This is a genomic window from Gordonia jinghuaiqii, assembly GCF_014041935.1.
GTDB classification, from domain to species: Bacteria; Actinomycetota; Actinomycetes; order Mycobacteriales; family Mycobacteriaceae; genus Gordonia; species Gordonia jinghuaiqii.
The window spans coordinates 1,136,462-1,158,519 of the sequence record NZ_CP059491.1 but is presented as its reverse complement, the minus strand read 5'-3'; the positions used below and the strand labels follow the sequence as shown (position 1 = coordinate 1,158,519).

Below are 22,058 nucleotides of genomic sequence, written 5' to 3'. Positions count from 1 at the left end.
ATGGGGTTGCCGAGTCCGGCGTCACCGGTCGTCGTTCGGGTCGGGATGTCGAACGCACGGGGAATCGGAGGAGACGTCGACGGTCGGCGCCGCGCCTGCCGGGGTGTCGTCGACGGAGATACTGACGCTGAAGCCACGCGCATCCACGGCACTCACATCACGCAGACCGTCGACGGACCCGACCTCGGGAACCTCGAAACCCACGTCTCGTAGCGTCTCCAGCCCGGCGAGGAGCCGCGGGAGGTCGGCGATGGGATGGCTGACCTCACGTACCTGGTAGCGCCATGGCGGACCGTCCGGCATCAGAGTCTTCCGGCTGGTCGCGCAGCCGTACCGGACCACCAGGTTGACGTTCTCCGGGGTGTTCTCGATCCGGATGAACTCCGGGTCCACCAGTGCCATGTTGTCGTTGATCGCCTGCCACACCTCGGCTTTCGACATCGAGGGCGCCGACTCAGCCGGCGATGACTCCGACGCCTCCGGCCGCTCGTCGGGTGTCCCGGTGCAACCGCCCGCCACGCCGGCAAACAATGCGACGACACCCGCGAGCATCCACCGGGAAGTCCTGCCCGGCCCGCCCCGGGTGGACATGCGTGCCGCCCTCATCGCGGGAAGGGTCCCGGCGCAAGGATCTTCGGCGGCTGCGGCGGTTCCGGATCGCCACCCAGCGATTCCAGCACGAGGTCCGGCCCGCGCCGCCAGTACGGCGTCGGGTCCTCACCCGTGATGACCTTGACCATGTTCGCGAACGCGTCCGAGGCCGGATCGTTCCAGTAGTTGCCGTGACCGCTCGGCCCCCACACGAGTTCACCGTCGTGTTCTCCCGACCCGTACAGGCCGGTGTCGAGACGCTTCACGCCCGGCGTCGAGTCCGGGTCTCCTCCGTGCTGACTCCCGCCGGCGCTCTGCGAGAAATGCACGGGATCACCGGGCGCGGTGAGCGAGTACCTCTCGACGTCCGGATTCGGGTTCTGCCACGGGCCGTCGAGGACGCCGGTCCCGGCCGACGACGCGTAGATCACCCGATCGGCGTTGAGCCCCAACTGTTCTGCGGTACCCACGACGGCTCCCCCGTAGGAGTGCCCGATGAACGTCGTCTTCGCGTCGGGGGCCACCGCGTCCAGTGTCCGGTCGAGTTCTCGTCCGAACTCGACAAGTCCCGGTGCCATGTTGTTGGCGGGTGTCGTGTCGAAGGCGTGATTGTCCGACAGCAGGGGCCAGGGCAACAGATCCTGTGGGAGGTCGCCGTTCATGTACAGGATCACCGGTCCGTCGGTCGCGTTCGCCAGATTCCATGCGGCCGCGTGATTGGTGTTGCTGCCGTTGAGATTGGTCCCGGTGCCGGGTACGTAGACGGCCGCGTTTCTCGTTCCCGGCCCGATCCCGCCGATGATCTCGATCATCCGGCCGGTTGTGGTGTTCTCGAAACCTAGGAAGGTGCGTTCCACCTGCCGTCCGGTCACCGGATCCTCCACGCCACCCAGCATCTTCACCAGCTGATCGATCCGGCTCTGGTCGGGCTGCTGCTTCTGCCTCTCGTCGATCAGCGCGTTGCGGATGTTCGTCTCGTTCGCATCGATGCGCACCGGGAACGGCACACCGTTCATGTTCCCGATCGCCTGCGGGTCGGCCTGCCCCAGTCGTCGTAGCTGCTCGGGGGTCAGGCTCGCCAGCAGCGACGCGCGTTGATCCGGTGTCAGCGTCCGCAGGTGGGTGACGAGGTGGTCGGGGTCGCGCGGCCCGAGACCGGGGATGTGGATGTCGGGCTGGCCGTTCACCATCGACGCGAGGTCGCCCGAGAGGGCCTCGAGTCGCGTGCCGTAGGTCTCGTCGAGCTCGTCGACCGTGCCCAGGCCGCCACTGATCGCGTTCTGGATGGTCCTGACCTCCTCGGCCTTGTCCGGGTCGGGGTGCGAGACCGTGCCGTCGTCGGCGACGGTGAACCCGCCGGCGACGGCGGAGTCGACCGCGCGCAGGAGGTGCTCCCTGGCGAAACCGAGATCCCGTGCGGCATCACCGGTTTCGTCGGCGATCTGGTTCAGCACATTGCGGACCTCGCCACCGTGGTCACGTTCCTGGTCCATCCTGGTGTTCGCCGCGTCGCGCGTCTGCCCGAACCAGGACCCCGCGCCGTCGATGGACCGGACCGCGGAGTCGAGCGCACCGTCGAGGACCGAGGCGTTCGCCGCCGCAACACCGCCGGCCGACCCCAACGCACCGGTGTCCCAACCGCGCAACTGGGAGATGGTGGGGCGCATCAGCGTTCGGAGAGGCCGCGCAGGCGGTCGGCAGCGACGCCGTCGGTCTCCTGCGCTCGCGAGTTGAAGGTGCTCAGCGCGTCGCCCAGTGCGGTCAGTCGGGTCCCGATGGAGTCAGTGCACTGCTGTGCCGGACCGCCGATGCTCCTGGCGGCCGCCAGCGTCCGGCTGCCGGTACCCGTGATCGCCGCAAACGCCGAGAAGTCGGCCCGGCCCACCGCATCGCCCTGCGAACGCCAACCGGCGGCGATGTCGGACACCTCGGACGGCAGGATGCCGAAACGTGCGGACGGGATCGTCGGCTCGCCCGGGGGCGCGGGTACCGGTCCCGGTTCGGCCGGCATGGGGTGCCGAGGCGGAGTCGTCGACGGCGGCACCGATGTCGGTGTCGCAGGTGTCGTCGGTACCGCAGGTGTTCTCGGTGTCATGCGCTGTGCCCCGTTCACAGTGCGCGGGCGATACCGCGCTCGTATGTCGCCGTCACGATACAGCGATGCGACCTCGGCGGGGCGAACACAACGCGCCACCGGTCATCCGGTCGGCGGAGGGACCGCCGTCATCCGACCCCGGAGTCGGCGAGGATCACGCGGTAGACGAACGCGGCCTCCGGCCCCAGGACCAGTCCCACCAATTCCACGAGTGTCAGCACGAAACCCCGGCCGTGGGCCGGGCCGGTCGTCCCGTCGAGGTGGTGGGCCAGTTCGTGCAGGACGACGAGTTCGCGCAGCGCCCACCGTCCCTCCCCGGTCACCGGGATGGCGATCTCCCCGCCGATCCGCACGCCGTCGGAGTGCCGGACGGAGGCGGCATAGTGCGCGGAGGTCTCGCCGCGTCGTGCACGCACCGACACCGGCAGGGCCGCTCCGGGAAAACTCGCCCGCACGCCGCGCAGGTCCAGCACGCGACGCACGTAGTCCTCGATGGCCTCGATCGTGGCGAACCGCGCCTCGGCCGGGAGCGTGAGCTCGGTTCCGGCCAGTTGCACCACACGCGACGACGACGCGGTGTCGAAGAGCCGGTGCACGAGATGTTCGGCCTCGTAGAAACGGGCACGCCCGGTGTCGCGCTCTCTCACGGCATCACCAATGATGGTGGGGATCCACCGGAGTCGGGGGTCGACGACACCCCGCAGTCCGTCGCGACCTTCGGGGTCCTCGGTGCGCTGATGACCATCGCGGGCGCCACCTCCCTGTCGCGAGCTCTCGGCCGAATGTATGTGTCGATCTGGGATGTCACCAAACTGCCACTGCGCGCCTTCCGGCGCCGGATCGTCGTGCTCTTCCTCATCCCCGCTGCGGTCGTCGTGCAGGGACTGTGCACCGGCAGCCGGATCGCACTGCCGGCGCCGGCCTCGGCCACCATCGGCAATTTCGGCACCCTCGGCGTCGTCTTCATCACGATCACCTGGCTGTTCGTGTTCGCCGCGATCCTGGTGATCACCGCGATCATCATGCACGCGGTGGTCACCGACGACGGTCGCGTGGGGCGACGCCTAGGCCTCGAGAGCGCCTCGGGTCCCGCCGAACTCGCGGTCGGCGCCGATCTTCGCCCGACGACCCGCGTGATCCCCCGCCCGCCGAGCCGCCTCGGAGTAGCCCGCCGACGCACTCGACGGCCGCCACGTTCCGCGCGCCGTGGACTCGCTGCGATAGAAGTCGGTCACCTCGAGTTCCTTGTTGCGCAGGGCGAGCGCCGTCGAACGTGCGGTGTCGCCGGACTCCCGCTCGGCCGCGATCGCCTCCTCGCGCGCGGCGTCCCGGGCCTCGGCGAGCCGCTTTCCGATGCGTTCGGCGAAGGCCGACTGGAAGTTGAGGCGAGCGGTGATCGGCGAGAGCGGCTTCTCCTCGATCACGCGCCGGTTCCGCCAGCCGGTCTTCTGGGTGACGACCCGCGCGAACGTCTCCCCCTTGTAGGCACCGGAGCGCAGGTAGGCGTCGCTGGCGGCGACCATCTGCACGATGAGGGACGTGTAGAGCGCCTCGCTCGCGTCGATGTCGGCCTCGTAGCCGTAGGCCAGGACGAAGGTCGAGTTGCCCGCGACGTCGACGGTCACGTCGTTGGCGGCGGCGATGGCCACGAAGAGCTGGACGTAGGTGCGCAGTCCCCGTTTTCCCGGCTCGCCGATCGCGATCTGCCGCGAGATCGGGGTGACCTGCTTACGGGCGGCCGGGTCGTGGGCGCGCGCCACGGCGAGGTCGATCGACGACGCCGTCGCCAGCCGCTGGGCGGCCTGCATGAACGTCTCCGCCTCATGCTCGTTGTCGGTGTTCTCCGCCTGACGCAGGAGAGCCGAGATCCGGGTGAGCAGCTTGTCGTCGCGCATATGTCTCAGACTATCCAGCGCCCGATTCGGTTCCATCGGGCCGCGGATCGGCCGGCGACGACGCCTCGACCACCGTCAGCACCAGGGCACTGCCCGCGAGCGCGATCGCGACCCATAGGCCGGCGACGCCCCAGTGCCGCTCGGCGAAACCACCGCCGACCGCACCGAGGACGAACACCGGCCACATCCAGAACACGGCCAGCCATGCCCAGGGCCGGTCGGTGCCCAGCGACGCGACGAGTGCGTGTGCCGATTTCACCAGTGTCCCGGTGACATAGGTGAGTCCCCCCTCGACCGACGACGTGTGCGACAGCGCCGAGTTGATCGCCCCCGTCGCGTACGCGATCACGATCATCCCGGCGGTCGGCGACACCGTGACCGCGATCAGCGTGCCGAGAAGGAGCGTGCCGGTCACCGTGACGAGAACCCAGACCGGGGAGCGGGGCCCGCCCCACCTGCTGATCGCGCCACCGCCCACCGCGCCGGCGAAAAAGGCCACCACCAGCCCGGCGACCAGCGCCAGCGTCGACCATCGCGACGCCGCAACCGATGCGCCCATGATCGTGGAGTTACCCGACATGAAGGCGACGAAGCTGCCCTTCAGGACGACGAACGCGATGGCGTCGATGAACCCGGCGAGAAACAGCAGCTGCGCCGCGATCGCGATGTCGGAGTGCCTGCCGGCCGGGAACGCCATGGGCACGAATCTACGTCGCGCGCCGGCCCGGCGTCGCGGTCGCGGACCGGCGTCGGGTCGGTGTCGAGCGGTTGTCGCGAACCGCCCGGGTCAGCGCTTCTCGCAGGCGATGCCGTCGCCGTCGCGATCGCTCTCGTCGTTGGCGTCGTAGAGGGCCTGGTCGACGGTGAAGCCGGTGACCGGAGTGCCCGACGTCGAGTCGACGGCACCGGGCTCGCCGACACCATGCGGATAGTCGGCGTTGAGGGCCGAGCAGTTGGCGTAGTCCGTCGCGGCCGCGGCAGGCGCCGCCACCATCAGCGGGGCCACCGCCATCGATGTCGCAGCCAGGAATCCGAGGACGATCTTTCGCGAGCAACGCATTGTGCTTGACCTTCTTCTGTGTGTCCCCCGACACCTCATCTCGATGACGTCACGCTACGGGGCCGCGCTCCGTTCATCGGCACACATCGGCAAGATTGGTCCGGCCGACGGACACGCCGAGACCACGCACGATCGCGACCTCCGGTGATTCTCGACAGCGCGGAAACCCGCTACAGCCCGAACCGCGCCTGCATCCCGCGCAACGTCTCGGCCGATGCGACCAGCCCGGCCCGCTCCGACTCCGACAACGGGATGTCGAGCTGGGCCTGCGCGCCACCACGGTCGACGACCGTCGGCAACGACAGGCACACGTCGCCGAGGCCGTCCACCCCGGTTGCCAGGGTCGAGACCGGCAGGACCCGGTGCTCGTTGTTGAGGACCGCTTCGACGATGCGCGTCGACGCCAGGCCGATCGCATAGTTGGTGGCACCTTTGCCCTCGATGATGGTGTAGGCGGCGTGCACCACCTCATGCTGGATGAGTTCCCGCGCAACGGCGTCCATGGCGGGCCGGCCCGGCAGCGGCTTCCACTGCAACAGCGGCACACCGCCGATCGACGCCGAACTCCACAGCGGGATCTCGCTGTCGCCGTGCTCGCCGATGATGTAGGAGTGCACGCTCTGCACCGCGACGCCGCAGTGCCGGGCGATCAGGAACCGCAGGCGCGAGGAGTCCAGGACGGTGCCGGAACCGAAGACCTGGTTCGGCGGGAGGCCGCTGATCTTCTGCGCCGCGTAGGTGACGATGTCCACCGGGTTGGTCACCATGATGTAGATGGCGCGGGGGGCGGCCTCGATCACCCCGGGCAGGATCGACCGCGTCAATCCGATTGTCGCCTCGGCCAATTCCAGCCGGGACTGCCCTGGTTTCTGTTTGGCACCCGCGGTGAAGACCACGACGTCGGCGTCGGCGCACACCGACACGTCGTCGGAGCCGATGACGTCCGCGCGCGGCACGAACTCCAGGCCGTGGGACATGTCGAGCACCTCGGCGGTGACCTTGGCCGTGTTGATGTCGAGCAGGGCGATGGTGCGCGCCACACCCCTGATGAGCGATGCGTAGGCGATCGAGGTACCCACCGCGCCGGCGCCGACGATCGCCAGCTTCGTGGGTCGGGCTGCTTCCATCCTGCTCCACCTCCATGGGTCTCGCGTGGACCGGCGCGAGTTCGACGCCGCCCGCGGACGACCCCATTCTCACCGACGCGGCTCCGTGGCGCATCGCGGTTGCCGTGTTCTGGCCTCCGTCCGCGTGCCGTCAGGTCGGGTTGCCCGGTCGGGAGGCCGACGACACTCGTTCATAGATGCGAAATACCTTCGACCGGACGACGAAAATCGGACATACTCTCGCATACCGTGTACTGGCCGATTCGGACATTTCCGACGCCGATCCAACTTCGAGGAGACGACCATGAGACGTTCGCCGGGACTCGCCGTCGTGACAGTTGCCGCCGCCGCGACCATCGCTGCCGCCACCATGACCGCAGCCCCCGCCGTCGCCGCGCCGGGGACGTCGCCGATCGACTTCGGAAGCCTGTCCCTCCCGCTCCCCGGGGCACCGGGCGGCAACCTCGGTACGGGCCACCCCCTGGGAGTGGTCGCGATCAGCACACGGGTGACGAACAGTCTCGGCCGCGAACTCGCACCGAACCGCTACAGCAGACCCTTCGCGCCGACGGTGACGTGGTCGACGCACACCCGCAGTGCCGCGCCGGTGCGTGGCAACAACTGCCAGATCGAGGTGACGTTCACGGGTACGACGCATCCGACCCATAAGTCGACGGCATGCCAGGGCAGTGTCGAGATCCCCAGTTCGTACTACACGCAGCCCGGCTTCTACACCATCACTGCCGCCGAACGGATCGCCTTCGTCAAGAATCCCAAGTCGTTCAGCATCGAGTGAACCTCCCTGCCTGACGAAGCCCCCTGGAACAGACCGTGTGCCAGGGGGTTTCGTCGTATCCGCACCGTAGTCGGCGTACCGGCACCCGGCCGCCGCCTGCTAGAGCGACTCGAGCAGCTCCGGCAGCTTCTCGTCGATCGTGCCGGTGTGGAAGTCGGCGTCCTGGAACCACTCGGTGCCCAGCACATCCCGCAGGAAGCCGAGCGTGGTGATCGGCCCGTCCCACAGGGTCTCCCCCGCTGCACGCGTCGCGCGTGCGATCGCCTGCTCCCGCGAGGCGCCGGCCACGACGACCTTGGCGACCATCGAGTCGTAATGCGGTTGGATCGTCGAACCGGAGACGACGCCGGTGTCGACACGGACACCCGGCCCGGCCGGGAACGTCACCGAGTTGACCGCGCCCGGACAACCGAAGAAGTGGAACTTCGGGTTCTCGGCGTTGAGCCGGAGTTCGATGACCGCGCCGCGCATGGCGATCTCCTCCTGCTTCACCCCGATCGGCTCGTCGAACGCGATCCGCAGCTGCTCGACCACCAGGTCGACGCCGGTGAGTTCCTCGGTCACGCCGTGCTCCACCTGGATTCGCGTGTTCATCTCGATGAAGAAGTACTCACCGGACGGATCGACCAGGAACTCCACGGTGCCGGCAGAGGTGTAGCCGACGGCGGCGGCCAGAGCCACGGCCGACGCATGCATGGCCGCGGCGACCTCCCGGTCCAGGGTGGGGGCCGGAGCCTCCTCGATCACCTTCTGGCGGCGACGCTGCAGCGAGCATTCGCGTTCGAAGAGGTGGACGACGTTGCCCTGGGAGTCGCCGAGGATCTGCACCTCGACGTGCCGCACCTGTTGCAGGGACCGCTCGAGGTAGAGGCCGTCGTCGCCGAAGGCGCCCTTGACCTCACGACCGGCTTCCTCGAACTGCTTCGCGAGCTCCCCGGCGTCGGCGGCGGCCCGGATGCCCTTGCCACCGCCACCGGCCCGGGCCTTGACCAGCACCGGATAGCCCACCTGCTCGGCGGCGGCCAGAGCGGCGTCGGCGTCGGCGAGCAGGTCACTGCCCGGCACCACGGGAACCCCCGCGTCGCGGGCGGTGCGTCGTGCGGTCTCCTTGTCCCCCATCAGCGCGATGACATGCGGGGACGGGCCCACCCACCGGAGTCCGGCATCGATCACGGCCTGCGCGAAATCGGCGTTCTCCGAGAGGAATCCGTACCCGGGATGGATCGCCTGCGCACCGGTGCGCCGTGCGGCGTCGAGAATCGCCTCGGGGCGCAGGTAACTCTGCGCGGCGGCAGCGGGCCCGATCTCCACGGCCTCGTCGGCGAGCCGCACGTGCAGGCTGTCCGCGTCGACGTCGGAATGCACCGCGATGGCGGTCCAGCCGAGGTCGTGGCACGCACGGATCACCCGGACCGCGATCTCGCCGCGATTGGCGACCAGGACGCGCCGCGGAGGCGTCGGCGGTTGCGGCGACAACCCGGACATCACGGCACCTCGAAGGTGGCGATGACCTGCCCGGCGTCGACCTGGGCGCCGTTGTCCACGGCGTATCCGGTGAACACCCCGGCGAACTCGGCCTCGATCGGGGCGAACATCTTCATCACCTCGACGACGCCGATCTGCTGGCCCACCTCGACGGTGTCACCCGGCTTGCAGAACGCCTCGCTGTCGGGATCCGGGCGGTGCCAGAACATTCCGGGGGTGGGGCTGAGCATCTCGGTCATGGTTGTTATTCCTTCGGTCGGACGGCGGGTGGAACGGTGGAGCGGTCGGAGGACCGACTACGCGATGGCGGCGACGGCGTTGTCGACGTGTTCGGCGTGCTCGCGCCGCAACCGCAGCGCGGTGTCGATGTCGACGGGGGTGAACGTCACCCGGTCGGGCGCCTTGGCCTGGGCGAGGAGGTCGAGATCGGCGGTGATCACAGTGCCCAGGGTGACGAACCCGCCGCCGGTCACCGCATCGCGCAGCAGGCAGATCGGTTCCTCGCCGTTGGGTACCTGGATGGACCCGAGCGGGTAACCCAGCGACACCACGTTGCTCGGGTTGTCGCCGGCGCCGAACGGCGCTTCCCGCTCGACGAAGTCCAGCGGCTCGCCCCGGAAGCGGTAGCCGGTGCGATTCGATTCCGGTGACAGCTGGTACTCGCGTTCGGTGAAGTCCCGCAACGACTCCGAGACGAAGCGGTAGGCCGCGAGGCCCAGCACGGTCCGCACCTCGAAGTGCGACGAGGGCACCGGACGGAACCGCGTCGGCAGGTGACGCCCCTCCTCGACCGCGCGCGTGCGCGGACCGATCGGCAGCACGTCCTTGGGGCGCAGGGCCCGGCCCTGGAATCCGCCCACACCCGAGGGCATGTAGGTCGAGCGGCTGCCCATCACCAGCGGCACGTCGATCCCGCCGGCGAAGGCGATGTACGCGCGTGCCCCGCTGCGGATCGGCCCGAGCCTGAGCTCGGCACCGGCGGGCAGCCACAACGCCGTCCAGGACGGGTGCACCGCGCCGTCGATGATGACGTCGACGTCGGCGCCGGTGACCGCGACCGTGCAGTCGGTGTCGGAGACCACCGACGGACCCATCAGTGCGGCCTCGAGTGTCGCCGCCGACGGACCGTTGCCGACCAGTGCGTTGGCGATGCGATGCGCGAACTGGTCGAGCGCACCTGCCGGCGGCATCGCCATCGCGAGCCTCCCGGGCCGACCGAGGTCCTGGACCGTGGTCTGCAGTCCGGGTTTGACGATCGTGATCATCGGAGTTCTCCTACCAGGGATCGGGTGTACCCGAGCGGATCGGCGGTGAAGGCCTGGAGATCGAATTCGATGGCCGCCCGGTTCATCTCGTAGGTCCCCGCCTCCACGGCGGACTCGACCTCGTCGTAGCCGGACTGATCCACCGGCCGGTACTTGACGATCGTCGGCGCCGGCAGCAGCACCGGGGACTCGGTGAAGCCGGGACGTGTCATCGTCAGATCGACGACGGGCACCGCGGCGCGGCCGAGGAGCTGGAATCCCCCGGGCGCCTCCGACGGGTAGATCGTGGCCTGGTTGCCGCCGTGACCGAGAGACCTTGCGGGGGTCTGGGTTCGGGGACGAAGGTACTTCGGCACGTCGATCTGCATGTCCTGCGGCACGAGCTGCACGCATTCGGCGTTGCCGGGTATGAAGTTGTTGAAGGTGACGATGAACGGATACGCCGAGTGCGCGGCGATCAGGTCGTCGACCTTGTCGAAGCCGTTGACACGCGCGGTGTAGGCGAGGTCGGTCTCCTCCGGGGAGGGGTGCCGGTCCCGGAACTTCGCGGTGACCTCCCGAGTCCACGGATCGTCGTAGAACACCGGGATCTCGACGATCGCGGTCGGGATGGTCGGCGCCTTCTGACGGTCCGACTCCACGATCCGCTGGTGGAGCCCGATGAGCAGCGGGACCACGTCCCGGGGGTCGAGATCCTCGGGGCGAACCCGGATCATGTAGCTCACGTGTGCGGGCACGACGTCGACGACGCCATCGACGTCCATCGCGACGATGGACGCCGCGATCGACTGAACCTGCAGTGCCACTTCGAGATCCATTGACTCGGACAGTTCGACGAACACGAACTCGTCACCGCCGAAGCTCAGGCGTGCCCCGCCGGGCAGGACGAAGTACTCCGGTTTCACCCCTCGCCTCACTTCCGGCCGACGGGACGTACGTCGATGCCCTCGGCCTCGAGACGGCGCCGGACCGCGGTGGCGACCGCGACCGCGTTCGGGCGGTCGCCGTGAATGCAGAGCGAGGTCACCGGCATCGGGATCGTCGCACCGGTCACGGTCTCGACGGACCCGCGGGCCATCTGTACGGCACGCGCGGCGACGGCCTCCGGATCCTTCTCCGCCGGAACGGGTTCGATGACGTTGAAACCGTTGTCGTCGAAGTCGAGGTCGGCGGCGTTTTCCGGCGTGACGGGCAGACCCGCGGCGACGACCGCGTCGAGCGCCGCACCGGGCGACATCACCAGCGGGATCCCGGCCTGCACGCTCTGGATCGCGCGCGCCATGGCGACGGCGAGTTCGGCGTCGCGCACGGTGGTCCCCATCAGCGAGCCGTGCGGCTTCACATGGGTGAGTTCGATGCCCTCGTCGGCGGCGATCGCGGTCAGTGCCCCCACCTGGTAGAGGACGTAATCGACGGTGTCGGAGACGGTTGCCGGGATCGCCCGGCGGCCGAAGCCGAGGAGATCGGGGTAGCCCGGGTGCGCGCCGACGGCACAGCCGGCGTCGCGGGCACCCGCGACGGCCTTGCGCATGTTGACCGGGTCTCCGGCGTGGTAGCCGCAGGCGATGTTCACCGTCGACACGACGGCGAACAGTTCCTCGTCGGCACCCAGCTTCCACCGACCGAAGCTTTCACCGGCGTCGGCATTGAGATCGATGGACAGAGTCATTTCATCTCCCTATCAGGACTGTTCGGAGCGGTTCGGGTGTGGGCCGGCGGGCGGGGAACTCGCCGGCCCACACCCTCGGCCATGACGGCCGAGGCCCACATCGTGCCGCGGGTCACAGGGGGTGGGAGGACCCGCGGCACGACGTGGGTGGTTCATCACTGCTGGACGCAGCCCTTCAGACCCTTCGGGGTCTGACCGGCCTCGACCAGTCCTTCCTTCCAGCCCTCGTCGCACGACGCGCGGGTGTAGATGCGGCGGCTCTCCGGCTGGGCGAAGTCGTTCATGTCCGGCAGCGGCTGCACGGTCGGGAACGGGTCACCGGTCCGAGCAGCGTCGATCGTGGCCTCCGGCAACAGATCCTGGTTGAAGATGATGGTGACGAAGCTGTCGTCGACGCCCTTGAAGTAGTTGCAACCGTCCTCGAAGGTGGTGCCCGGGCATTCCTTCGCGGTCTCGGTGGTGGTCCACGGCATCGGCATCTCGATGTTGTTCGGCACGCCCTCGGCGCCGTTCTCGAGGATGTGGAGGCCGACCTTCATGGCCACGGCACCCTGTGCGGGCGCCGAACCCGAGGCGACGCCGGGCCAGCCTGCGCCGAGCTGCTTCACGAAGTAGTTGCTCGACTCACCGGTGACCGGGACGCGCTTGCCCACGGCCTGCAGTGCCTTCACCACGCCGGCTTCGCCGTCCTGCGACCACACGCCGTCGACGTCGGGATGCGCGGCGAGCGCCTTGGCGGTCTGCTGCTGGCTGACCGAGGAGTTCCAGTCGCCGTGGTATTCGGAGATGACCTGGATGCCCGGGTACCGGTCGAACACGGCCTTGGCGGTCTCGTAGTGGACGGTGTCGGTGGCGGTGCCGGCGACGCCGCGGTTCATGAAGATCTTGCCCTTGCCGTCGAGCAGGTCGACGAGCGCCTCGGCGGTCTGCGCACCGAAGAACGGCTTGGTCTTGTCGTCGACGCGCGGTCCGGTGATGAAGGCGACGTTGTAGGCGCAGGGGGCGTTGACGGTGGAGTCGTAGAAGACGAAGGTCACACCCTGCTCACATCCCTGCGCGACAACGGGATCGAGCGCCGTCGGGGACAGCGGGTAGGACACGATCAGCTTGGCGCCGGAGGAGATCATCGACTGGATGTCGGAGATCTGCTTCTGTACGTCGGTGCCCGAGATCTGCTTCTGCACGGTGTACTTCTCGGCGTACTGCGGCGACTTCGCGACCGACATCGCGAGGTTCGCGGCCTCGTCCTGCCAGTTGTTACCGCTGTAGGAGAGGTTCAGGAAGACCTTTTGCTGGCCGTCGTCGGAGCCGCCCCCGCACGCGGCGATGCCGAAACAGGCCGCCGCGGCCACGGCGACCGCGGCCACCTTCCGGAAGTGCTTGTTCATCGTTCTTCTCTCTCTCGGTGGGGAATTCGGTGTCGCCGCGCTCTGCGTGTGGAACACCGGAACGACGGCGAGGCGATTGCGACACAGCCGGAAGGCCGTGTCGCAGGGAAAACTGCGTCAGCGCTTGGCGGTCTGGAACACCCGGTTGCCCAGGAGCGCCGCGACGATGATGAGGCCGTAGAGGACCTGCTTCCATCCCTCGGCGAGGCCGGCCGCACTGATGTCGGTACCCAGCAGCGTGATCAGGATCGCGCCACCGATGGTGCCGATGACCGAGCCGGCGCCGCCCCGGATCGACGAACCGCCGACGACGACGGCCGTGATGCTCGGCAGGAGCCAGCTGTTGCCGATGCTGAGGTCGGCTCCCGAGGAGTACCCCAGCAGGGCGATCCCGGCCAGTCCGTAGGCGATTGCGGCGACCGCATAGGTCAGGACATAGGTGCTGATCACGGGCACCCCGGACAGCCTTGCGGCAGTGGGACTCCCACCGACGGCGAAGGCGCGGCGACCGAGCACGGAGCGGTGCTGGATCACCCAGGCGAGGATGCAGACCACCAGCAGCATCCAGATCGGGGTGCTGATGCCGAGGATCGAGGAGTTCCCGAACCACGACGCGAGCTGCTCGGGCGACTGCTGGGCGGGGGCACCGCGACTCACCCCGAGCAACAGCGCCGCGACGATCGAACCGGTCGCCAGCGTCACGATGAACGCGGGGAATCCGGCGAGACCGACCAGCAGTCCGTTGACCACGCCCACCACGGCACATCCGGCCAGGGTGAGGACGACGGCGACAGGCAACGACATCCCGTCGGAGACCAGCCGACCGGTGAGGTAGGCGCCGAGGGTGACCACCGTTGCCAGGGACAGATCGATTCCGCCGGTGAGGATCACGATCCCCTGCCCGAAGGCGACGAGCACCAGGAACAGGCTGAGCACCAGTGTTCCGTCGATCAGGGACCAGGACGGGAAGTTCTCACTTGCCAGGCGCGACAACGGGATCGCTGCCAGGAGCAGCAACCACACGATGGCGGTCTGGGAGCGCAGCCGTTCCTTGAGGGCCGGGCCCGAACTCGTGATCGTTGCGACCATCAGCTCCGTACTTCCTTTCGCGTGGCGGCCCCGGCGAGCGCCGGATCACCGGAAACGCTCGCAGATGACACGGATTCGACTGTGGCGCTCCCGCTCTCGGAACCGTCGACCTGTGCACCGTAGGGCCGGGCGTCGTCGGAGCCGGATTCGGCCGCCGGGCGTCGCCGGGTGGTGAGGAATCGTCCGGCCAGCGGGATCGCGAGCGCCAGGATGATGACGATGCCCTGGCAGGCGCCGACCCAGAAGTCCGCCACACCGAGACCGAACAGCACCTTGGGGATGGCCATCAGGGTTGCCGCACCGAACATCGCGGCGATCACGCTGCCCCGTCCGCCCTTGAAGCTGATCAGGCCCAGCGCCATCGCGGCGAAAGCCGTGAGCTGGAACGGGGTGCCGGCCGCCGGGTTGCCGGTCGCCGTGGTCCCGGCGAGCATCGCGCCGGCCATTCCGTAGAGCAGGCCGGCGAGCACCCATGCGGAGAACTCGGCGGCACGGACCGGGACACCGGACAGGCGGGTCGCCTCACGGTCACCGCCGAGGGCGACCACGGCGACACCGGTCCGGGTGTTGCGGAAGACGAGCCAGGCCAGCGCCACCACCAGCATCACGATCAGCGCCATCGGCACCGTACCGCCGACGCTCTTCTGCACGAACGAGGTGAAGTCGAGTGGGATCGTGCCGCCCGGGGCGGGCAGGACCACCAGCGCGAGACCGGTCACCACGATGTGCACCGCCAGGCTGACCGCCAGGGACTGCAAGCCCAGGAACACCACCAGGAATCCGTTGATCGCACCCGCGATCATGCCGACGGCGAGGACCAGCGCGACGATCATCCACGGCGACGACGCCCCTGCCATCTGCGTCGCGCAGATGACGTTGGTCAGCGAGATGACACCTGCCACAGACAGATCGAATCCGCCGGTCAGCAGCACGAGGGTGGTTCCCGCGGCCGCCAGTGCCAGCGGCGCCACCAGCGCCATGAAGTTCCCGAAGGAGTAGCTCGTCCCCTCCTGCGGAGAGACCGCCAGCAGGATTCCGTAGACCACCGCGAAGATGCCCACCGCGGGCAGGGTGACCGACCAGCGACCCCACAACTGCCTCAGCACATCTGTACTCATGCCGATTCCTTTCCGGCGGGTTCCTGTTCGGCCGCAGCCGAACCCTGCTGTGTCGATCCGTGCTGTGTCGATCCGTGCTGTGTCGATCCGTGCTGTGTCGACCCGTTCCAGGCGAGCGCCGCGCTCATCACCGCGGTCTCACTGATGTCCTCGCCCACCAGCTCACTCACGATGCGTCCGCCGGCGACCACGTAGACGCGGTCGCACAGGCCGACGAGTTCGGGGATCTCGGTCGAGTAGAGAACCACCCCGCGGCCCTTGTTGGCGAACTGCCTTGTCATCTCGTAGATCTCGAACTTCGTCGCCGCGTCGACGCCACGCGTGGGATCGAAGAGCAGCAGGCATGCGGGATCTCGTGCGACGGCCCGGCCGAAGATGACCTTCTGCTGGTTTCCGCCGGACAGGTCCGAGATGCGCTTGGCGAGCATGGGTTCGGGGAGATTGACGCGTCCGGCGGCCTCGAGCGCCACCTTCTGTTCGCGGCTCCGGTTGATCACCGGACCGGCCGAGAAGGTCCGCATGCTCGCGACCGTCAGGTTGAACTCCGAGCTCATCTCGGCGAACAACGCCTCGGTCTTGCGTTCCTCGGGAACCAGCGACGTGCTCACCGACGCGTCCCCGCGGTCGATGTCGATGGACCCGCCCAGCCTGCGGACCTGCCCGTGCAGGGCATAGACGAGATCCTTCTGGCCCTGGCCCTCGAGCCCGGCCAGTCCGACGATCTCGCCGCGTCGTACCTCGAGATCCGCCTCGCGCAGACGATCGCCCGCGGCAAGGGATTTCACACTGAGGACCACGTCGTCGACATCGGTGTGGTGCCGGCGGGCCGGGAAGCTCTGCTCGAAGGACCGGCCGATCATCATCTCGACGAGCTCGGTCTCGTTCACCGATCCGCGCTCGAACTCCCCGACCGTACGCCCGCTGCGCAGCACTGTGCCGCGGTCGCAGATCTCCTCGATCTCGGGCAGCTTGTGGCTGATGTAGATGACGGCGGTGCCGGCGGCGGCGAGCCTGCGCACGGCGTCGAAGAGCCAGTCGGTGTCGGGCAGCGCGCCGGTCGGCTCGTCGAGGACGAGTAGCTTCGGGTCCTTCGCCATCGCCGCGACGATCTCGACCCGCTGCCGGGTCGCGAGATCGGCGTCGGCGATCAGCAACGCCGGGTCGACGGATTCGAGCCGGAAACGAGCGAGGATCTCACTCGCGCGCCTGCGCATCGCCTTGCGGCTGACCAGGCCCGCCCGTCCACGGGGCAGCTCGGGCCAGCACAGTTTGGTGGCGACGTCGACGTTCCCCGGCGAGCTCAGTTCCTGGTACGCGATACCGAGACCGGCCGCGCGAGAGGCCGCGGGGCGCCCGAGTTCCAGTGTCGCACCGTCGATGCCGACGGTTCCCGCGTCAGGGGTGACCACACCGGCGAGCACCTTCATCAGGGTGGACTTTCCCGCCCCGTTCTCCCCCAGCAGCCCGTGCACCTCACCGCGGGCGAGGGACAGATCGACGCCGGCCAGTGCCCGCGTCGCGCCGAAGGACTTCTCGACCCCCTCGATACTGATGTATCCCATTCGATCCTCACACTTCGCTCGTCTGCCGGACAACACCATTGCAGAACTGTCTTTCTGTTCAACAGTCAACCAGCGATTGTTTTCGCCCGCGTACTTTTCGTGTTTCCACCGTGTTACGGCGGCTGGTCGTGTCCCAAATTCGTCCCCCCGAGACCCTGCTGGCCGCGCCGGATCGCCCCACTGTTGAACAAATGGCGCTATCTTAGCCGCATGGATCTCTCAGACTTCGTGACGCTTCAACGCACCACGACGCCCCAGCAGGTCGCCGACGGACTCCAGGACATGATCCTCAAGGGCGCACTGCTTCCCGGCGATCGCATCAACGAGAGCACCCTGTCCCGCGACCTCGGAATCTCCCGCAACACCATGCGTGAGGCCGTGCGCCTGCTCGAGGCGACAGGCCTGTTGCGGCCACATCCCCGGCGCGGGATGCAGGTCTGGGACCCCACCGACGCCGAGATCCTCGATCTCTTCGCCGCGCGGTTCCACCTCGAGACCCTCGGGGCCCGGCAGGTCTCCGACGACATCGACCTCGGCGGCGTCCGCAAGGCCTTCGACGAGTTCGCCGCAGTGCTCGCCGACCACGATCCCGACCGCATCGTCGAGAAGGACCTCAAGGTCCACGAATCGATAGTTGCGTTGTTGGACAATGCATTCCTGACGTCGGTCTTCGAGCAGTTGCTACGCCAGATCCGGTTCTTCGCGTTCCTGTTGTCGATCGAGGAGCGCGAATACGAGGACCACGACAAGCTTCGCGCCGAACACGAGGCCATCGTGAAGGCCATCGAGTCACGCAATCCTGACCGTGCCGTCGAGGTCGTCGGTGACACCGTCCTGCTCACCCGCGACGAAGTTCGCGAGGCCATCCGCAAGCGCCGGGCCCGGGAGTCGACGGTCTGAGACGACCCCGGGGCCCGGCGTCGCGCCGGGCCCACGGTGTCCATCAGCCCTTGAGCACCGGGCCGGCGGCCGCCAGCTCGGTCAGGAATCGGTCGGCGTCGGCGGCCGAGAACGCCAGCGGCGGACGGATCTTCAGCACGTTGCCGTCCGGTCCGCTCGCCGAGATCAGCACCCGACGGTTGCGCAGGTCGTTCACCAGGTCGGCGGCCCTGACCGGATCCGGGTCGCCCGCCGCGTCGACGATGTCGACCCCGAGGAAGTAACCGATACCGCGCACCTCGGCGACCGCGTCGTACGGCGCGAGCACCTCTTCGATCCCGCTGCGCAACGTGGCACCGACGGTGCGTGCGCGTTCCTGCAGTCCTTCCTGCTCGATGACGTCGAGTACCGCGTTCGCCGCCGCGATGGGAACCGAGCTTCCGCCGAAGGTGTTGAAGTATCTGACATTACGACCGAAATCCTCGGTCACCTCGCTCCGGAAGATCACCGCCGCGACGGGGATGCCGTTGCCCATCGGCTTTCCGATGGTGACGAGATCGGGGGTGATGCCGTGCCGCTGGAATCCCCACCAGGACTCACCGAGTCGGCAGAACCCCGGCTGCACCTCGTCGGCGACGTAGAGACCACCCGCGTTGTGGACCTCCTCGACGATCGGCTGCAGGAAGCCCGCCGGGTCGGAGAAGACGCCGTCACTGGAGAAGATGCTGTCGGCGAAGAAGGCGGCGAGACCGTAACCGTGCCGCTGCAGATCGGCTATGGCGCCGCGGATCTGGTCGCGCATGTAGTCCTGCATCGAACCCGGCGCGAGACGCTGGTCGGGGGCCTTGATCGTGCGGACGTGTGATCCGAGCGGAGAACCGATGCCCAGGGACGGCGAGAAGGCAGCAACCTCCGACGTGAGGCCGTGGTAGGCACCTTCGGTGACGATCACGCCCTGGTTGCCGGTGTGGTACCGAGCGACGCGGAGAGCGAGGTCGTTGGCCTCGGAACCGGTGCAGGTGAAGGTCACCCGGTTCAGTTCGTCCGGAAACGTCGCGACGAGGCGCTCGGAGTAGGCGACCAGCGACTCCTGGACGTAGCGCGTGTTGGTGTTCAGACGCTGCATCTGCGCGTGCACGGCGCCGACCACGTGCGGGTGACAATGCCCCACGCTCGGAACGTTGTTGTAGACGTCGAGGTAGTCGTTGCCGTCGGCGTCGAACAGGTGCGCCCCTTCCCCACGCTCGACCGCCAGCGGCTCCCGGTAGAACAGGCGGTAGCCGGGCCCGAGGACGTCCTCGCGCCGCTCGATCAGCTTCCTGGTACGCGGCTCGACGCGGTCGGCGTCGGCCGGATCGTAGGCGTTGACCATGACGGGCTTGCTCATCGCTGGTGTGCTCCTTCAGGTGATTCGAGTTCGGAGTTGTCTGATGCCACAACCGATGCCGCCTCCGCGCCGCGACGTGCGCTCCGCTCGGCGGCGGCACGCAGGCGACTGCGCACGTCGCCGGCGTCGACCTCGTGGGCACGGCGCAGGTAGGTCCAGTCACGGGCTGCATGGGTGACGAGATAGGCGTGTCGCTCGGGATCGCCGTGTGCGCGCCAACGCACGACGAGGGCCCGCAACAACAGGCGCCCGAGAGCGATCTCGCGCAACAGTTCGACGGCGTCGGCCGGCAGCGGGCGGGTCTCGAGGTAGCCGTCGAGAAAGTCCAGGGCGTGCCCCCACGGATCCGTCTCGTCGACGCCGATCAGGTTCGCCATCCCGACCGCGACGTCGAATGCCACGCAGGTGTGCACCACGTCACCGAAATCGATGATGCCGGTGACGAATTGCGGGTCCTGTGAGTCGACCACGGCGTTGTACGGACTGAAGTCGCCGTGGATCACCTGGCGTTCGAGGTCGTCGAGACGCGGCGCGACCGTGTCGCAGTACTCGGCGAAGACGGCATCTGCCAGGGTTCGTGAGGGCTCGTCGTCGACGAAGGTCAGCAACTCCGACAGCTTGTCGAAATTGCCCATGTCCCAGAGCAACCGGCGCTTGTCACGGGGATGGGAGAACCCTTCCATCGCCACGGTGAGCCGGCCGAGCATCTTGCCCGCCGCGGACCAGTGCGTCGCGGTCCGGGCGCCGTCCTTGAGGAGGTCACCCGGAACGTAGCTCAGCACCCGCAGGATTCGGGGGTAGGGCTCGGTGCCGGGGATGACGACCTCGCGGGCGGAGTCCCTGGTCGGGATCACCCGTTGGACCGGGAGGTCGGGACTGGTCACCTCCAGATGGACCATCGCCGCCGTCTGCAGGTCGACCAGTTCCGGATCCTCGGTCGCCGGCGAGCATTTGACGAGGTAGTCACGATCATCGCGCAACCGGAAGGTGTCGTCCTTCTCGGTGGCGATCGGTTCCAGATGCCCGCGGAGGCCGTAGTTCTCGACGAGCAACTGCTCCACCAGGGCGCGGTCGACGGGCTGTTGCGGCGCGGCGACCGCGGTCTCGACGAGTACCTGTTCGAAGAAGCTCATGGTGCGTTCGGTCATCGCCCGCGCACCACGGAGAGGTAGCGCAGGTTCTGGTACTCCTCGATGCCCTCTGCTCCGCCTTCGCGACCCACTCCCGAGTCCTTGACACCGCCGAAGGGAGCCGCGACGTTCGAGATCAGACCGGTGTTGATGCCGACCATCCCGGCGTCGATGGCCCGGCCGACGCGGCTCGCGCGATCGATGTCCTGGGTGAAGACGTAGGACGCGAGCCCGTAGGACGTGTTGTTCGCGGCGGAGATGACCTCGTCCTCGTCGTCGAAGATGCTGACGATCGCGATGGGACCGAAGATCTCCTGATCGCGGAGCGGCGATTCCAACGGCACGTCGACGACCAGGGTGGCGGGCACGAAGCTACCGGTCGAGGGGACCGAACTACGCGCGCGGACCGTGCCGCCCGCGGCGACCGCGGTGTCCACGATCTGTGCGCACTTGGCCTGTGCGCGTTCGTCGATGACGGCGCCGACATCGGCGCCGTCGGCGAATCCGTCGTCCACACGCAGGGCATCGATGCGCTCCGCGAGCTTGTCCACCACCGGTCCGGCGATGCTGCGCTGCAGGTAGATCCGGTTGGCGGCCACACACGACTGCCCGGAGTTGCGGAACTTGGCGAGCATGATTCCCTCGACCGCGCGATCGACATCGGCGTCGTCGAAGACGAGAAGCGGTGCATCACCGCCGAGTTCGAGCGAGGTCTTGGCGAAGTGCGCCGACGCCTGCTCGTGCAGGAGCCGTCCGACACCGGTCGATCCGGTGAACGACACCTTGCGCAGCCGTGCGTCGGACAGCAGCGGCTCGCTGATCTCGGCGGGGCGGGTGGTGGTCAGCAGCGAGACGACGCCGGCGGGCACCCCGACCTCGAGCAGCACGTGGACGAGCACATACGCCGACAACGGGGTCAGCTCCGACGGCTTGAGGATCACCGTGTTGCCCGCCGCGAGGGCCGGGGCGACCTTGCGGGTGACCATGGCGAAGGGGAAGTTCCACGGCGTGATCAACAGGCACGGACCCACCGGACCACGTTCGACGACGATGTCGGTGGAACCGTCCGGAGAAGTCGCGATGCGACCGCCGAGTCGGACGGCCTCCTCGGCATACCAGCGGAGATACTGTGCACCATAGGCGACTTCACCCTTGGCCTCGGCGAGCGTCTTCCCGGTTTCGGCGCAGATCACGACGGCGAGATCGTCCGCGACCTCGAGGACCCGCGCATACGCGGCCATCAGCAGGTCGGCACGCGCGATCGGGCTGGTCGCCGACCAGCCGGCCATCGCGGCCACCGCGGTGTCGAGCGCGGCACGCGCGTCGGCCTCGCGCGCGTCGGCCACCGTCGCGATCTCCGCACCGGTCGCGGGTGAGGTGACCGCGAGCGTCCGCGGTTCGGCAGGCGATCGCCAGTGCCCCACGTGGATACCCGTCTCGAGATGCCCGAGCAGCTCGCTACCCGCCCAACCAGTCATCGTTTGCGCCTCTTTCCTACTGTTCAACAGTCCAACTGTTAGTCGAACAGTACTGGAGGGTCGAC

At 68.2% G+C, this 22,058-nt stretch carries 22 protein-coding genes and 1 pseudogene; 3 read left to right on the top strand and 20 right to left on the bottom strand.

Going from position 1 to position 22,058, the window contains the following annotated elements; genetic code table 11:
* Positions 1 to 21 precede the first annotated feature (21 nt).
* The 4 genes from H1R19_RS05110 to H1R19_RS05095 form a co-directional block, all read right to left on the bottom strand.
* On the bottom strand, positions 22 to 606 hold the full coding sequence (locus H1R19_RS05110) for a hypothetical protein (protein WP_219850730.1): 585 nt from the start codon (positions 604 to 606) through the stop codon (positions 22 to 24).
* A complete protein-coding gene (locus tag H1R19_RS05105; RefSeq protein ID WP_219850729.1) occupies positions 603 to 2,258 on the bottom strand; it encodes an alpha/beta hydrolase in 1,656 nt (551 codons plus the stop codon). The genes H1R19_RS05110 and H1R19_RS05105 overlap by 4 nt, the downstream gene beginning before the upstream one ends.
* On the bottom strand, positions 2,258 to 2,602 hold the full coding sequence (locus tag H1R19_RS05100) for a hypothetical protein (RefSeq protein ID WP_244970956.1): 345 nt from the start codon (positions 2,600 to 2,602) through the stop codon (positions 2,258 to 2,260). Before H1R19_RS05100 ends, H1R19_RS05105 begins: the two co-directional genes overlap by 1 nt.
* A gap of 212 nt (positions 2,603 to 2,814) precedes the next feature.
* A complete protein-coding gene (locus tag H1R19_RS05095) occupies positions 2,815 to 3,333 on the bottom strand; it encodes a TIGR04338 family metallohydrolase (protein WP_219850727.1) in 519 nt (172 codons plus the stop codon).
* Positions 3,334 to 3,378: 45 nt separating this feature from the next.
* On the opposite strand from H1R19_RS05095, the pseudogene H1R19_RS23160 reads away from it, so the two are divergent.
* A pseudogene (locus H1R19_RS23160) lies at positions 3,379 to 3,747 on the top strand (hypothetical protein); the annotation flags it as partial.
* 3 nt (positions 3,748 to 3,750) lie between these two features.
* Here the strand turns inward: H1R19_RS23160 and H1R19_RS05090 are convergent.
* The 4 genes from H1R19_RS05090 to H1R19_RS05075 all read right to left on the bottom strand — a co-directional run bounded on the left by H1R19_RS05090 (position 3,751) and on the right by H1R19_RS05075 (position 6,768).
* On the bottom strand, positions 3,751 to 4,581 hold the full coding sequence (locus tag H1R19_RS05090; RefSeq protein WP_219850726.1) for a DUF2786 domain-containing protein: 831 nt from the start codon (positions 4,579 to 4,581) through the stop codon (positions 3,751 to 3,753).
* Between the two features lie 10 nt (positions 4,582 to 4,591).
* Positions 4,592 to 5,278: a YoaK family protein gene (locus tag H1R19_RS05085; RefSeq protein WP_219850725.1), complete on the bottom strand. Its 687-nt coding sequence runs from the start codon at positions 5,276 to 5,278 to the stop codon at positions 4,592 to 4,594.
* A 90-nt stretch (positions 5,279 to 5,368) separates the two neighbouring features.
* Positions 5,369 to 5,641 (bottom strand): excalibur calcium-binding domain-containing protein, encoded by a 273-nt coding sequence (locus H1R19_RS05080; RefSeq protein ID WP_188329710.1) that lies wholly within the window; start codon positions 5,639 to 5,641, stop codon positions 5,369 to 5,371.
* A gap of 170 nt (positions 5,642 to 5,811) precedes the next feature.
* A complete protein-coding gene (locus tag H1R19_RS05075; RefSeq protein WP_188329709.1) occupies positions 5,812 to 6,768 on the bottom strand; it encodes an L-lactate dehydrogenase in 957 nt (318 codons plus the stop codon).
* Positions 6,769 to 7,051: 283 nt separating this feature from the next.
* Here H1R19_RS05075 and H1R19_RS05070 point away from each other — a divergent pair, with 283 nt between their 5' ends.
* Entirely contained in the window at positions 7,052 to 7,543 is a 492-nt protein-coding gene (locus H1R19_RS05070) for a hypothetical protein (protein WP_219850724.1), read from the top strand.
* A gap of 99 nt (positions 7,544 to 7,642) precedes the next feature.
* On the opposite strand, the gene H1R19_RS05065 is transcribed toward H1R19_RS05070, so the two are convergent.
* The 9 genes from H1R19_RS05065 to H1R19_RS05025 form a co-directional block, all read right to left on the bottom strand.
* Positions 7,643 to 9,028 carry an acetyl-CoA carboxylase biotin carboxylase subunit gene (locus tag H1R19_RS05065; protein WP_219850723.1) on the bottom strand — a complete coding sequence of 462 codons (1,386 nt, stop codon included), beginning with the start codon at positions 9,026 to 9,028 and terminating at the stop codon, positions 7,643 to 7,645.
* A complete protein-coding gene (locus H1R19_RS05060) occupies positions 9,028 to 9,267 on the bottom strand; it encodes an acetyl-CoA carboxylase (protein WP_219850722.1) in 240 nt (79 codons plus the stop codon). The genes H1R19_RS05065 and H1R19_RS05060 overlap by 1 nt, the downstream gene beginning before the upstream one ends.
* Before the next feature lie 57 nt (positions 9,268 to 9,324).
* A complete protein-coding gene (locus tag H1R19_RS05055) occupies positions 9,325 to 10,293 on the bottom strand; it encodes a 5-oxoprolinase subunit C family protein (RefSeq protein ID WP_219850721.1) in 969 nt (322 codons plus the stop codon).
* The gene (locus H1R19_RS05050; RefSeq protein WP_219850720.1) at positions 10,290 to 11,198 is read right to left on the bottom strand and encodes a 5-oxoprolinase subunit B family protein; all 909 of its coding nucleotides are present in this window, start codon (positions 11,196 to 11,198) and stop codon (positions 10,290 to 10,292) included. The genes H1R19_RS05055 and H1R19_RS05050 overlap by 4 nt, the downstream gene beginning before the upstream one ends.
* An 8-nt stretch (positions 11,199 to 11,206) precedes the next feature.
* Positions 11,207 to 11,962: a 5-oxoprolinase subunit PxpA gene (locus H1R19_RS05045; protein WP_188329704.1), complete on the bottom strand. Its 756-nt coding sequence runs from the start codon at positions 11,960 to 11,962 to the stop codon at positions 11,207 to 11,209.
* 155 nt (positions 11,963 to 12,117) lie between these two features.
* Positions 12,118 to 13,350 (bottom strand): sugar ABC transporter substrate-binding protein, encoded by a 1,233-nt coding sequence (locus H1R19_RS05040; protein ID WP_219850719.1) that lies wholly within the window; start codon positions 13,348 to 13,350, stop codon positions 12,118 to 12,120.
* A gap of 117 nt (positions 13,351 to 13,467) precedes the next feature.
* Entirely contained in the window at positions 13,468 to 14,439 is a 972-nt protein-coding gene (locus H1R19_RS05035) for an ABC transporter permease (RefSeq protein ID WP_219850718.1), read from the bottom strand.
* Positions 14,439 to 15,557: an ABC transporter permease gene (locus H1R19_RS05030; RefSeq protein ID WP_188329701.1), complete on the bottom strand. Its 1,119-nt coding sequence runs from the start codon at positions 15,555 to 15,557 to the stop codon at positions 14,439 to 14,441. Before H1R19_RS05030 ends, H1R19_RS05035 begins: the two co-directional genes overlap by 1 nt.
* Positions 15,554 to 17,119 (bottom strand): sugar ABC transporter ATP-binding protein, encoded by a 1,566-nt coding sequence (locus H1R19_RS05025; RefSeq protein WP_219850717.1) that lies wholly within the window; start codon positions 17,117 to 17,119, stop codon positions 15,554 to 15,556. The genes H1R19_RS05030 and H1R19_RS05025 overlap by 4 nt, the downstream gene beginning before the upstream one ends.
* 210 nt (positions 17,120 to 17,329) lie before the next feature.
* Between H1R19_RS05025 and H1R19_RS05020 the strand changes: the two genes are divergently transcribed.
* Positions 17,330 to 18,019, top strand: a complete 690-nt coding sequence (locus tag H1R19_RS05020; protein ID WP_188329699.1) for a GntR family transcriptional regulator — start codon at positions 17,330 to 17,332, stop codon at positions 18,017 to 18,019.
* Positions 18,020 to 18,062: 43 nt separating this feature from the next.
* Here H1R19_RS05020 and H1R19_RS05015 read toward each other — a convergent pair whose 3' ends face one another.
* From H1R19_RS05015 to H1R19_RS05005, 3 genes are read right to left on the bottom strand one after another with little or no spacing between them, the layout of a single operon-like run.
* Positions 18,063 to 19,385, bottom strand: a complete 1,323-nt coding sequence (locus H1R19_RS05015) for an aspartate aminotransferase family protein (RefSeq protein WP_188329698.1) — start codon at positions 19,383 to 19,385, stop codon at positions 18,063 to 18,065.
* Positions 19,382 to 20,533, bottom strand: a complete 1,152-nt coding sequence (locus H1R19_RS05010) for a phosphotransferase (RefSeq protein ID WP_219850716.1) — start codon at positions 20,531 to 20,533, stop codon at positions 19,382 to 19,384. Before H1R19_RS05010 ends, H1R19_RS05015 begins: the two co-directional genes overlap by 4 nt.
* Positions 20,530 to 21,993: an NAD-dependent succinate-semialdehyde dehydrogenase gene (locus H1R19_RS05005; RefSeq protein ID WP_188329696.1), complete on the bottom strand. Its 1,464-nt coding sequence runs from the start codon at positions 21,991 to 21,993 to the stop codon at positions 20,530 to 20,532. Before H1R19_RS05005 ends, H1R19_RS05010 begins: the two co-directional genes overlap by 4 nt.
* Positions 21,994 to 22,058 lie beyond the last annotated feature (65 nt).

Coding starts and splice junctions, on each gene's coding strand:
- H1R19_RS05030 (WP_188329701.1), bottom strand. CDS start 15,557: ATGAGTACAGATGTGCTGAGGCAGTTGTGGGGTCGCTGGTCGGTCACC.
- H1R19_RS05090 (WP_219850726.1), bottom strand. CDS start 4,581: ATGCGCGACGACAAGCTGCTCACCCGGATCTCGGCTCTCCTGCGTCAG.
- H1R19_RS05055 (WP_219850721.1), bottom strand. CDS start 10,293: ATGATCACGATCGTCAAACCCGGACTGCAGACCACGGTCCAGGACCTC.
- H1R19_RS05005 (WP_188329696.1), bottom strand. CDS start 21,993: ATGACTGGTTGGGCGGGTAGCGAGCTGCTCGGGCATCTCGAGACGGGT.
- H1R19_RS05105 (WP_219850729.1), bottom strand. CDS start 2,258: ATGCGCCCCACCATCTCCCAGTTGCGCGGTTGGGACACCGGTGCGTTG.
- H1R19_RS05040 (WP_219850719.1), bottom strand. CDS start 13,350: ATGAACAAGCACTTCCGGAAGGTGGCCGCGGTCGCCGTGGCCGCGGCG.
- H1R19_RS05060 (WP_219850722.1), bottom strand. CDS start 9,267: ATGACCGAGATGCTCAGCCCCACCCCCGGAATGTTCTGGCACCGCCCG.
- H1R19_RS05015 (WP_188329698.1), bottom strand. CDS start 19,385: ATGAGCAAGCCCGTCATGGTCAACGCCTACGATCCGGCCGACGCCGAC.
- H1R19_RS05110 (WP_219850730.1), bottom strand. CDS start 606: ATGAGGGCGGCACGCATGTCCACCCGGGGCGGGCCGGGCAGGACTTCC.
- H1R19_RS05065 (WP_219850723.1), bottom strand. CDS start 9,028: ATGTCCGGGTTGTCGCCGCAACCGCCGACGCCTCCGCGGCGCGTCCTG.
- H1R19_RS05100 (WP_244970956.1), bottom strand. CDS start 2,602: ATGCCGGCCGAACCGGGACCGGTACCCGCGCCCCCGGGCGAGCCGACG.
- H1R19_RS05025 (WP_219850717.1), bottom strand. CDS start 17,119: ATGGGATACATCAGTATCGAGGGGGTCGAGAAGTCCTTCGGCGCGACG.
- H1R19_RS05085 (WP_219850725.1), bottom strand. CDS start 5,278: ATGGCGTTCCCGGCCGGCAGGCACTCCGACATCGCGATCGCGGCGCAG.
- H1R19_RS05070 (WP_219850724.1), top strand. CDS start 7,052: ATGAGACGTTCGCCGGGACTCGCCGTCGTGACAGTTGCCGCCGCCGCG.
- H1R19_RS05010 (WP_219850716.1), bottom strand. CDS start 20,533: ATGACCGAACGCACCATGAGCTTCTTCGAACAGGTACTCGTCGAGACC.
- H1R19_RS05035 (WP_219850718.1), bottom strand. CDS start 14,439: ATGGTCGCAACGATCACGAGTTCGGGCCCGGCCCTCAAGGAACGGCTG.
- H1R19_RS05075 (WP_188329709.1), bottom strand. CDS start 6,768: ATGGAAGCAGCCCGACCCACGAAGCTGGCGATCGTCGGCGCCGGCGCG.
- H1R19_RS05080 (WP_188329710.1), bottom strand. CDS start 5,641: ATGCGTTGCTCGCGAAAGATCGTCCTCGGATTCCTGGCTGCGACATCG.
- H1R19_RS05020 (WP_188329699.1), top strand. CDS start 17,330: ATGGATCTCTCAGACTTCGTGACGCTTCAACGCACCACGACGCCCCAG.
- H1R19_RS05045 (WP_188329704.1), bottom strand. CDS start 11,962: ATGACTCTGTCCATCGATCTCAATGCCGACGCCGGTGAAAGCTTCGGT.